Raw genomic sequence first — 11,425 nt, 5'->3', positions numbered from 1 at the left:
CCTCGTCGGCACCAACGAGGCCGCCGAGTTCTCCACCCTGGTCCCGCACGCGTTCGGTGCGCACGACGGCCCGGCCGAGATCCTCTGCATCCTCGACCACGAGGGTGGGCGCAGTCACCTGGGCCCGCACCACCACCCGCCGCCGGTCAACCGGTGATCACCGGCCAGGCGTACGCCAGCAGGGCGCACGCCGCCCCGAGCAGGGCGAGCGAGACGCCACGGCTGGGGATGGGCAGCGCGGCGAGCACGAGCAGGATGACCGCGACGACATAGAGGAACGCCTGTACCGACATGACACTCTCCTCGACGGTGGGCTGACGGACGGTGCCGTCTCTACCCCCGTCGCCCCGGTCGGGAAACCCGCTCCGGCACGGAACCGGAGCCCCGACCCTCCGGATCGGACGGTGCCGGCCGGGGACCGATCGGTCCCCGGCCGGTCCGCCCGTCGGCGGTCGCCGCGACCGGTCGTCAGCAGCCGAGCCGCTTGGTGGACAGCGCGATGTCGTCGATCCAGAGGTTGAACTCGCTGGGCGTGGTGCCGCCCTGGTAGAGCTGCCAGCCGATCTTCACGGTGTCCACCGCCGGCAGGACGAACGGGACGTCGTTGCCGCCGTGGTCGGTGGTGGAGGCGGTCAACTCCGGGTTCGCCACCCCGTCGATCCACACCGCGACGCGGTTGTCCGTCGGGTCGAGCTTCCACTCGAAGCACTGCCAGGTGTCCTCGGTGACCGGGGCCGACTCCCGCCAGTTGGTCCAGTCGCCGGTCGGGCCGCCGTCCGCGCCCACCCCCCAGAAGGTGCCGGGGACGGTGGGTGCGTACTGGCCGCCGATCGGGCGGACGACCTCCGAGCTGCCGCTGCCGGTCGCCTCCACCAGCGTGAAGTGCGCCCAGTCCGGGGCGGTGGGGAACGCGTCGACGCGCAGCCGCATCCGGCCGTAGAAGCGGTTGCCCGGCGCCGCGAAGTCGTCGACGCGCAGGAAGGCCCGGCCGTTGTCGACGGTCCGGACGTGCAGCACCTGGTTGCCGTGCCTGGCGCGCTCGACGGTGAGCGAGCCGTGGCGGGTGTCGACGCCCCACTTCAGCGTGCTGGGGCCCCCGGGCGGCAGGTGTTCGAAGTCCTCGCAGAACAACAGGTCGCGGTGGCACGAGCGCGGGGCGGCGTCCGAGACACCGGCCGGGACGCTGCCGGCGGTGACGCCGAGGATCAGGGCCGCGGTGAGTACCGCGAGGGAACTGCGCATGGTCGTCCTCCATGAGGGGGTGGTCGCTGCCGGGTGGGCGGGCCGGTGGAACTGCCGGCCGGCGGGTCGACGGCCCGGCGTCGTGGCGGTGGCCCGGCGTACGGCACGCGCCGGCCGAGACGACGTGCGGCCGGCACCGCGCTGCTCCCGCGTACACCGGTTCCCCAGCGCGGTTGCCCCCGTGCTGCGGTGCTGTGAGCCATTCCAGCACGGCCGTCCCGCCCTAGCAATATCGACAACCATCAGCACAGCTCATCCCGGCGAGGCGGCCGGCCGGGCTGACCGGCAGCACGGCTGAGGGCCCCGCCGGTCAGCCCGGCGGGGCCCTCAGGTGCTCATCCGCTGCGGCGTCCCACCGCAGCCGGGCCGGTCAGTTGCAGGTGGTGCCGTTGAGCGTGAAGGGCACCGGGACGGCGGGGGAACCGTCGGCGGTGAAGCCGAAGCTCACCGCGCCGTTGGTCGGGATGCTGGCGTTGTGGCTCTCGTTGCCCACCGTGACCGCCGCGCCGGTCTGCTGGAAGACACCGTTCCAGTGCCCCTGGATGAGCTGGCTGCCGGGGAAGGTCCAGCCGAGCGACCAGCCGTTGACGGCCGGGCCGTCGTTGTAGACGGTGACGCTGGCGTTGAAGCCGGTGCCCCACGAGTTGGTCACCACGTACGACACCCGGCAGGTGCTCGCCAGGGCGGTCGCCGGCCGGATGTCGCCGTAGTCGTCCCGGGCGGTGGCGAAGTCCTGGAAGCCGAAGCCGGGACCGGCCGACCGGGTGGTGGTGCCCGCCGCCAGGACGGTGCCGTTGGCGTTGACGTAGTAGACCGGTCCGCCGCTGTCGCCGCCCCGGGCCGACTCGTCGCCGTCGAGCTGGGTGGCCTCGACGAGGTCCTCGATGTCGTCGTAGTGGAAGTCGACCCGCAGGTTGCAGACCGGCCCGCCGATCTCACCGGCCGAGGTGTACCCCGACTGGCAGAGCAGCTGCCCGGGGAAGACCTCGGTCCAGCCGGTCACCTGGGCGCGTACCTCGTCGTTCTGCCCACCGACGTAGATGTGACTGCCCGGCGAGGAGGTGGAGACCAGCATGGTGTCGTGGTCGTCGTTGCTGGCGACCCCGTAGCCGATCAGCGTGCCGGTGTTGGTGTTCGTGTTCCAACCGACGTGCCAGGGCTGACCGATGGGGCCGCAGTGTTCCGCGGTGAGCAGGTAGCCCACGTTGGTGGTGTGGTTGCGGACGCCGAAGCCGGCGGTGCAGGCGTAGGTGGTCAGCCCGATGCCGATCCCACCGTCGTACGGCGCGGAGTCGTTGTACCGGGACCGCTCGACCATCCGCTGGCGGACGACGGTGCGGGTGCTGACCCCGGTCGCCGGCAGCTTCGGCTGCCTGGCGCTGATCTTCGGGTCGACGGCCACCTCGATCCCGGAGCCGTCGGTCCGCAGCCGGACGGCGTGCGCGGCGTCCTTCGGGTCGGCGTCGACGACGGGGGTGATCTTCGCCGCCGCCTTCTTCAACTCGGTGCGCGAGTACGTGGCCCCGACGACCTCCACCGGGGCGGTACGGCGTGCGGTCGCCACCGCCGCCGCGACTTCACCGGGCAGGGTGCCCTTCCACCAGAGGGTGACGTGGTCGTCCACCAGTCCGATGCCGGCGTAGCCACGCGGCGCGCCGGCCTCGACGGCGGTGCGCACGACGTTGGCCGCGTCGACCAGCGGGGCCTGGGCGAGCATCCGGTCCCGGGCCTGCGCCGGGATCAGGTCGAGGATGGAGCGGTCGTTCTCGGCGGTCGGCGCGGTCGCCGACGTGCCGAACGGCTGGCTGGGGGCGGCATTCGAGGGTGCCGTCAGCGGACCGACCACCACCGTGGTGCCGAGCAGCACGCCGGCGACCACCGAGCGGCGGGTCGCGTTCCAGGTTTGCGTCATGACCATGAGTCAAGTGACTCCGCCGCCCCGGGAACAGGCAGAAGCATCGGCAAGAATCGCACCGGCGGCGCGACGCCGACCGTGGCCCGGAGCGGATGCTCCGGGCCCGGCCGGCGGCGCGCCGCACCAGCCGTCAGGAACTGGTGCAGGAGAGGTTGCCGGGCGCGGTGCTGCTGTTGCCGTTGACCAGGAACCCGAAGGTGGTCGAGGCGTTGGGGTTCACCGAGCCGTTGTAGGCGGCGTTGCGGATGCTGACCGTGCCGCTGGTGCCGGTGTTGCTGCCGTTCCAGACGTTGGCGATGGTCTGCCCGCCGGCCAGCGTCAGCTGCACCGTCCAACCGGAGATGGCGGCGGAGCCGGTGTTGGCCACGACGACCTCACCCTGGAAGCCGCCGTTCCAACTGCTGACCGTGCGGTACGTCGCGGTGCAGCCGCCCGGCTGTCCGGTGGGCGGCGGCGTGGTCGGCGGAGCGGTGGTCGGTGGGGTGGTCGGCGGCGTGGTCGGTGGCGTCGTCGGCGGGGTGGTGGGCGGCGGGGTCGAGGTCCCCGGGACCGTGGTGGAGGCCGAGTTGAGCGCGTTGAGGACGGCGGTGTACGCCGGCTTCGGGTTGCTGTTGCGGTCGAACAGCAGCGGGTTCTCGTTGCCCCGCCAGGAGTCGCTGTCCCGGATGCCCCAGGTGGTGATGCCGACGCAGCGCGGGACGTTCATGCACGCCTGGGTCAGGCCCTGGTACTGGCTGGTCGAGGCGTTGGTGACGTCGACCTCGGTCAGCGCCACGTCCACCCCGAGGGCGGCGAAGCTGGACAGCGTCTGCTGGAAGTTGCCCGGCAGCGAGCTGCCGCCGGTGAAGTGGGTCTGTAGACCGACGCAGTCGATCGGCACGCCCCGCGCCTTGAAGTCCCTGATCATGTTGTAGACGCCCTGCGTCTTGGCGTACGTCCAGTTCTCGATGTTGTAGTCGTTGTAGCAGAGCTGGACCGACGGGTCGGCGGCCCGCGCGGTGCGGAACGCCACCTCGATCCAGTCGTTGCCGGTGGCTTGCAGGTTCGACGACCGTCGGCTGCCGTTCTCGGCGAACGCCTCGTTCACCACGTCCCAGGCGTAGAGCTTGCCCTTGTAGTGGGCCATCACGCCGTTGATGTGGCTGATCATCGCCTGTCGCAGGGCGCTGCCGCTCAGGCTGCCCCAGAACCTCGGCTGCTGGGCGTGCCAGGCCAGGGTGTGGCCCCGGAACCGCATGCCGCGCTGGGTGGCCCAGTTGTAGATCGCGTCGCCCCTGCTGAAGTCGAACTGCCCGGGGTTGGGCTCGGTCGCGTCGGGCTTCATCTCGTTGACGGCCGTCATCATGTCGAACTCGCGGGCGGCGATGTTCAGGAAGCCGGAGTCGCTGAGCCGGTCCGACCCCATGGCGGCGCCGAAGTACCGGCCGCTGCGTTCGGCGGCGGCCTTCAGCGTGGTCCCGGGCGGTCCGCTGAGGTCGGCGTGGGCCAGGGTCGCCACGGCCATCGACGACACGGTGATCGCCAGGGCGCAGGCGCCACCCAGCAGCAGCCGGGTGGCCCTCCTGCCACGGCGTTGCGGTCGAGCGGGTACGTCGTTCATCTGTGCGTTTCCTCCTCGGTGTTCCGTCCGGTCACCGCCGGACGGGCACGCGACCGGTCGACCGCTCGTGGGATCGACGACCGGGACACCGCGCCTGCGGCGGGACCAGCACGTCACAGGGGACGTCGAGCCGGTGTCTATCCGGCCGCGCCCTCATCGGTGACCACCGGTCGGCTGCCCGGTCCGACAGGTGGATGGCGAACACTCCGCGCCCTACGCCCGTGCGGGGTGACGCTGCCCTGCCGTGATGCTATATCGAATGGATTCGATCTGCGACAGGTGTCCGGCCCGGTCCGGCGGGGGTGGACCCTGCTCGACGGCCCGACCACGCAAGGGCGGCGTTCGCCCGGCCGGCCGGGGTGCCCGACGCCGTCCGGTCGTGGCCCGACCCGGTCACGGCGTGTGCGGGACGGCGGCGAACTCGACGAGGTCGAGGCGGCCGTGGGTGAACGCATAGCGGGTGAGCGAGGTGTTGGCGACCGGGGTGGTGGCGAGGATCGCGTCGAGGTCGGCGAACGACAGCCCCTCCAGGACGTGCCGGGCGGCGACGACCACGGCGTCGTGGGCCACCACCCACACCCGGCGGCCGGCGTGCCGGCGGTGCAGGTCGGCCAGGGCGGCACGGACCCGGGCGGCGACGTCGTCGAACGTCTCGCCACCGGGTGGCCGGTAGGCGTAGAGGCCGTCGGCGGCGAGCCGGGCCGCCTCGGCGGGGAACCGCTCGGCGATCATCAGCGGGGTCAGCAGTTCCAGCTCGCCCATGAGCCGGTCGACCAGCCGCCCGTCGAGGTCGACCGGGGTGACGCCGAGGTCGGCGGCGGTGTCCGCCACCCGGGCCCAGGTCTGCCGGGCCCGCCGGTACGGCGAGCAGACCACGTGGTCGGGACGTCGGTCGGCGGGCTGCGCCGCGAGCCAGCGGCCGAGCCGGGTGGCCTGCCGCCGGCCCAGCGGTGACAGCGGGACGTCGGCGTCGCGCCCGGTGAGCCCGTGGGTGGCGACACCCCGGGCGTGGGCGTCGGCGAACGCGACGTTGGCGACGCTCTGCCCGTGCCGGACGATGGTCAGCTCCGCGACGGTGTCCACGGTTCCACTGTCCGGCAGTAGCCGGCACGGAGCGACCCCGGGCGGCGGGGCGCTCTGCCAGTCACGACGGCGGTACCGGGCGGCCCGAATCTGACACGTTTCCGAAAGTTTCCGAAAGTCGTTGACGCGTTCGAAATGCCGCTGCAATACTCCGATCCACAGCGACATCAACGCATCTCGATAGAACCCCGCATTCCCAGGCAGCACCACCCCCAGGAGGACCTGCGCATGATCTCCAGCACCGGTGGCTCCGGTCACCCGTCCCGCTCCCGAGCCTCCCGCCTGACCGTCCGGCTGGCGGTGCTCGCCACCACCGTGGCGCTGGGCGCCGTCGGCGTCGCGGTCTCCGCCACCCCGTCCAGCGCCGCCGCCTGCAACGGCTACGTCGGTCTCACCTTCGACGACGGCCCGACCGGCAGCACCGGCGCGCTGCTGAACGTGCTGCGCGCCAACAACGTCCGGGCGACCATGTTCAACGTCGGGCAGAACGTGCAGGGCAACCCGTCCGCCGCCCGGGCCCAGGTCGACGCCGGTATGTGGATCGGCAACCACAGCTGGAACCACGCGCACATGACCTCGATGGGTCAGAGCCAGATGCAGTCCGACCTCTCCCAGACCAACTCGGCGATCCAGTCGGCGACCGGCGTACGGCCGCAACTGTTCCGCCCGCCGTACGGCGAGACCAACTCGACCCTCCAGTCGGTCGCCTCGTCGCTCGGCATGCGCCAGGTGATCTGGGACGTCGACTCCCAGGACTGGAACGGCGCGAGCGTCAGCCAGATCGTCTCCAACGCGGGCCGGCTCCAGAACGGCCAGGTGATCCTGATGCACGACGGCATCCAGAACACCCGCGACGCGATCCCGCAGATCATGGCCAACCTGAACAGCCGGGGCCTCTGCCCGGGCATGATCTCGCCGAGCACCGGCCGGGCGGTGGCCCCGGACGGCACCCCGCCGACCGGCACCCCGACCACCCCGCCCACCGGCACCCCGACCACCCCGCCGGCCGGTGGCGGGTGCACCGCGACGGCGACGTACCCGAACGTGTGGGGCGACCGGTACAACACCTCGGTGACGGTCCAGGGCGGCAGCAACTGGACGGTGGTGGTGGCGCTGACCGCGCCGCAGCGGGTCAACACCACCTGGAACGGCACCCCCAGCTGGGACAGCTCCGGTTACGTGATGACGATGCGGTCCAACGGCAGCGGCAACACCTTCGGCTTCACCACGATGATGAACGGCAACAGCAGCGCCCGGCCGCAGATCCGCTCCTGCACCACCGGCTGAGCGACGGGCGGCCACCCGACGGGGCCCCCACCACCGGCCCTCCCCGGACGTCACGGCGTCCGGGGAGGGCCGGTGCGTAACCGCCCGGCGCGGTGACCCGAAACTATCGGGTCACCTGCTCGAAACTACCGGTTGAAAACCCCGGGATTACCTGCCAACCTGAAATCCATCGATGGAAGTGAACGTTCACAGCACGGCACGGGCCACCCACCACCACCGACCACCAGGAGGTACCGACAGTGCGAGGACACGCACCGCACTCCCCGCCCCCGGCACAGCCCCGCCCGGCCCGGGTCTCCCCCCGTCGGCGACGCCGGCTGGTCACGCTCGCCGCGGCCGGGATCGCCGCCGCCGTCGTCGGGTTGTTCACCATGACGGTGACGACCGGGACGGCGTCGGCCGCCGACAACCCGTACCAGCGGGGCCCGGACCCGACCCGGAGCAGCGTCGCGTCCGTGACCGGCCCGTTCGCCAACACCTCGGTCGCCGTCCCGACCGGGTACGGCTTCAACGGCGGCCGGATCTACTACCCGACCGACACCAGCCAGGGCACCTTCGGAGCGGTCGCCATCTCACCCGGTTACACCGCGCTGTTCTCCGTCGAGCTGGCCTGGATGGGGCCGTGGCTGGCCTCGCACGGCTTCGTGGTGATCGGGATCGAAACCAACAGCCGCAACGACTTCGACACCGCCCGGGGCACCCAGTTGCTCGCCGCGCTGGACTACCTGGTGCAGCAGAGCCCGGTCCGGGACCGGATCGACCCCAACCGGCTGGCCGTCTCCGGTCACTCGATGGGTGGCGGCGGGGCACTCAGTGCGGCCCTGCGCCGCCCTGCGTTGAAGGCGGCGGTCGGCATCGCGCCGTACTCGCCGTCGTCGAACCTGGCCAACGACCGGGTGCCCACGATGGTCTTCGCCGGGCAGGCGGACACGGTGGTCACGCCGTCCTACGCCTCCGGCCTGTACAACAGCCTCCCGGCCACGACCGAGAGCGCCTACCTGGAGGTCGCGGGGGCCGACCACGGGTTCATGGTCGGCCGGTCGAACCCGGTGCTGATCCGGACCATGCTGCCGTTCCTCAAGATGTTCGTCGACAACGACGCCCGGTACAGCCAGTTCCTCTGCCCGCTGGCGGACAACAACGGCGTGGTCAGCTACCGCAGCACCTGCCCGCTGCTGCCGCCGACGGCGACCACCCCGCCGCCGATCCCGTCGGACACCCCGCCGCCGATCCCGACCACCCCGCCACCGACCACGCCGCCGCCGAGCAACCCGCCCGGCGCGGCCAGCCTGATCGTCGGCGCGCAGTCCAACCGGTGCCTCGACGTGCCCAACGCCTCCCGCGCCAACGGCACCCGGGTGCAGTTGTGGGACTGCAACCGGCAGGCCAACCAGTCGTGGACGTACACCACGAACAAACAACTCCGGGTGTACGGCGACATGTGCCTGGACGCGGCCGGCTCCGGCAACGGTGCGGCGGTCCAGATCTACGGCTGCCACAGCCAGACCAACCAGCAGTGGAACATCAACGCCAACGGCACCGTCAGCAGCGTGCAGTCCGGGCGGTGCCTGGACGTCTGGAGCACGGCCAACGGGGCCCAGGTCCAGCTCTACGACTGTCACGGGCAGACCAACCAGCGGTTCACCCTGACGCCCCTGACCTGACGGCCCGAGCGGCGACCGCTCCCGCACCACGCGGACCGGGCCGGTGTCTCCCACACCCGGGGAGGCACCGGCCCGCCCCCGGTGGCGTACGCGGCGGAGGTGACGTCCGCTCGGCTCCGACCGTTCGCTGCGCTAATCGACGTTGGCGGGACAAGCCGTGTCCGGTTTGCGAGGCTTATCGGGTGCGGAGGGATGATCCCGCGCCACACCCGACGGCCGGGGGTCGGCGTCTGGTGGCCCGTGACCCTGAGGCCATCGGCGATGTGAGCTGGGTCGAACTCTTCGTCGATCTGCTCTTCGTGTTCGCGTTCCTGGCCGTCACCACCCTGATGGGTGAGCATTTCAGCCCGCTCGGGCTGGTCCAGGGCGCGCTCGTGGTCCTGCTCATCTGGCACTGCTGGACGCCGTGTGTCTGGCTCGGCAACGTGGTGCACCTCGACCGGGGGATCATGCCCCCGATCATGCTCGGCATCGCCGCCGCCCTGCTGGTGATCGGGGTCGCGATACCCGAGGCGTTCACCGACCGTCCGGGCGGGCTACCCGGCCCACTGGTGCTGATCTGTGGATACCTGCTGATCCGGGCGGTCACCATGGTCGTCCTCACGTTCGTCAGCCACCGGGGCGAGGGCGGACGGCGGTCGGTGGTCGCCGCCTGGTTGATCTTCATCACCGGTGGGCTGGTGCTGCTCGCCTCCGCCCTGGTGCCACCCCTGCTGCCGACGACCGTCGACGCCGCCCTGGTGCAGGTGGCGCTGTTCGCGGGCGCTCTGCTGATCGACTCTCTCATCCTCGTGGTGGCCAGCAGGGGCGGCTGGCGGGTGGTCTCGCCGTGGCACCTGGCCGAACGGCACGCCCTGATCGTGCTCATCGCGCTCGGCGAGACGATCATCTCGATCGGCGCCAGCGAAGGGCTCGGCGTGGACCGCCCGGTGACCTCACAGTTGGCCGTCGGGGCCGTGCTGGGCATCACCGTGGTCTTCGCGCTGTGGTGGAGCTACTTCGACCTGGCCAAGGTGATCATCGAGCGTGCGCTGAACGCCAGCGCCGGCAGGGACCGCGCCCGGGTCGGGCGGGACGTCTACAGCGGGCTGCACCTGCCCATGATCGGCGGGTTGATCTTCTTCGCGCTGGGACTCAAGCGCCTCAACACGCATGACACCCCGACGAGCGACCATCCGTGGCCGTCGGCCGGCATCGCCGTCCTCTACGGCGGCGTGCTGCTCTACCTGGGCGCGCTCGTCGCGGTGGAGTGGCGGGCGGTCCGGCTGCTGGGTCGGGGTCCGCTGACGGGCGTGGCGCTGCTGACCGCGCTGCTGACGGTGGTCGGCCGGATCTCCGAGGTGCAGGCGCTGGTGGTCCTGGTCGTCGCCACCTGCGCGATGGTGGTGCTGGACAACACCGCCTTCCGGCAGCGGCACCGCCAGCTCCACGAGTCGATCGAGTCGGCGAAGCTCCACGTCGGGACGGTCGACCCCCGGGAACTCTTCGTCGACCTCGTGTTCGTGTACGCGTTCATCGAGGTGACCGCCGTGATGAACCGCTTCCCGACCCTGCTCGGGCTGGCCCAGGGCATGATCCTGCTGGCGCTGCTCTGGTGGGCCTGGACGTCGTACACCTGGCTCGCCAACGCCGTCCGGCACGACAGCACGACAGTACGGCTGAGCACGGCGGGAATCATGACGGCGGTGCTGCTGATCGGGCTGGCGATCCCGCAGGCCTTCGTTCCCCTGCCCGACAGCCTGCCCGGCCCGCTGCTGGTCATCGGGTGCTACACCGCCATCCAGCTCCTGCAAGGGTTGATCTTCCGGCAGATCGTCCGGGAGAACCCCGACCTGCGGGGCACCGGTACCCGGTTCGTCGCCACGGCGGTCACCATCGTCATCCTGCTGGTGATCGCCGCCATCGAGCTGGTCGCCCCCGACGCGGTGACCCGGCACCCCGCGATGACGCTGCCCTGGGTGGCCGCGCTGCTCGTGCAGTACGTCGCCGGTTACCGGGCCGGCGGGCGGCTGTGGCGGATCAGGCTGGTCCGGCACTGGGCCGACCGGCACGCCCTGGTCATCCTGATCGCCTTCGGCGAGGCGGTGCTCTCCATCGGCGTCTCCATCGACGACGACCCGATCTCCGTTCCCGCGCTGGTCGTCGTCGTCGCTTCCGTGGTCGCCCTCGGCACCCTCTGGTGGAGCTACTTCACCGGCATCGACGCGGCCCGGATCACGGTCGCGGCCTACGAGGGGGACCGCCGGGTCCGGGCCGCGCGGGACGCGTACACCTATCTACACCTGCCGATGGTGGCCGGAATCGTCCTGGTGGCCTACGGCCTGCACCAGACCCTCGCCTCGTCCCAGCAGCACGAACACGGCGCCCTGCTGGGCCACTACACGCTGTTCTTCGGCGTGGCGTTGTACCTGTTCGGCAACCAGATGTTCTGGCTGCGGATCTTCCGGACGGTCAGCCGCCACCGGCTCATCGGCGCGGGCGTGGTCACCGTGCTGGCACCGGTGACCGTCACGCTGCCGGCCGTGGTCTCGTTGCTGCTGCTGACCGTGCTCGGCGTCGTCTTCGCCGTCGTCGAGACGGTGCAGGAGGGCGACCCACGGACCCGGCGGCCCGCCCCGACGTGACCCGGACCGG

8 protein-coding genes are annotated in these 11,425 nt (G+C 71.4%); 3 read left to right on the top strand and 5 right to left on the bottom strand.

Annotation, left to right across the window (positions count from 1 at the left end; all coding sequences use genetic code 11):
* Positions 1-146: 146 nt before the first annotated feature.
* The 5 genes from ACN260_RS30590 to ACN260_RS30570 form a co-directional block, all read right to left on the bottom strand.
* Entirely contained in the window at positions 147-293 is a 147-nt protein-coding gene (locus tag ACN260_RS30590) for a hypothetical protein (RefSeq protein ID WP_169733029.1), read from the bottom strand.
* A gap of 175 nt (positions 294-468) precedes the next feature.
* Entirely contained in the window at positions 469-1,242 is a 774-nt protein-coding gene (locus tag ACN260_RS30585; protein WP_422754193.1) for a hypothetical protein, read from the bottom strand.
* Positions 1,243-1,612: 370 nt separating this feature from the next.
* Positions 1,613-3,154, bottom strand: a complete 1,542-nt coding sequence (locus ACN260_RS30580) for a cellulose binding domain-containing protein (protein WP_422754192.1) — start codon at positions 3,152-3,154, stop codon at positions 1,613-1,615.
* 133 nt (positions 3,155-3,287) lie between these two features.
* Positions 3,288-4,757 (bottom strand): endo-1,4-beta-xylanase, encoded by a 1,470-nt coding sequence (locus tag ACN260_RS30575; protein ID WP_422754191.1) that lies wholly within the window; start codon positions 4,755-4,757, stop codon positions 3,288-3,290.
* A 393-nt stretch (positions 4,758-5,150) separates the two neighbouring features.
* Entirely contained in the window at positions 5,151-5,840 is a 690-nt protein-coding gene (locus tag ACN260_RS30570; RefSeq protein WP_422754190.1) for a histidine phosphatase family protein, read from the bottom strand.
* A gap of 228 nt (positions 5,841-6,068) precedes the next feature.
* On the opposite strand from ACN260_RS30570, the gene ACN260_RS30565 reads away from it, so the two are divergent.
* The 3 genes from ACN260_RS30565 (at position 6,069) to ACN260_RS30555 (ending at position 11,415) form a co-directional block, all read left to right on the top strand.
* Complete coding sequence (locus ACN260_RS30565; RefSeq protein WP_422754189.1) at positions 6,069-7,127, top strand: polysaccharide deacetylase family protein; 1,059 nt, start codon at positions 6,069-6,071, stop codon at positions 7,125-7,127.
* A gap of 239 nt (positions 7,128-7,366) precedes the next feature.
* On the top strand, positions 7,367-8,791 hold the full coding sequence (locus ACN260_RS30560) for a ricin-type beta-trefoil lectin domain protein (RefSeq protein ID WP_422754188.1): 1,425 nt from the start codon (positions 7,367-7,369) through the stop codon (positions 8,789-8,791).
* Between the two features lie 233 nt (positions 8,792-9,024).
* On the top strand, positions 9,025-11,415 hold the full coding sequence (locus tag ACN260_RS30555; protein WP_422754187.1) for a low temperature requirement protein A: 2,391 nt from the start codon (positions 9,025-9,027) through the stop codon (positions 11,413-11,415).
* Positions 11,416-11,425 lie beyond the last annotated feature (10 nt).

Origin of the sequence: Micromonospora sp. WMMD708 (assembly GCF_049315245.1) — a bacterium.
In the GTDB taxonomy this organism is placed as follows: domain Bacteria; phylum Actinomycetota; class Actinomycetes; order Mycobacteriales; family Micromonosporaceae; genus Micromonospora; species Micromonospora wenchangensis.
The sequence above is the reverse complement of the archived record's forward strand: the minus strand, read 5'-3'. Positions and strand labels throughout refer to the sequence as shown.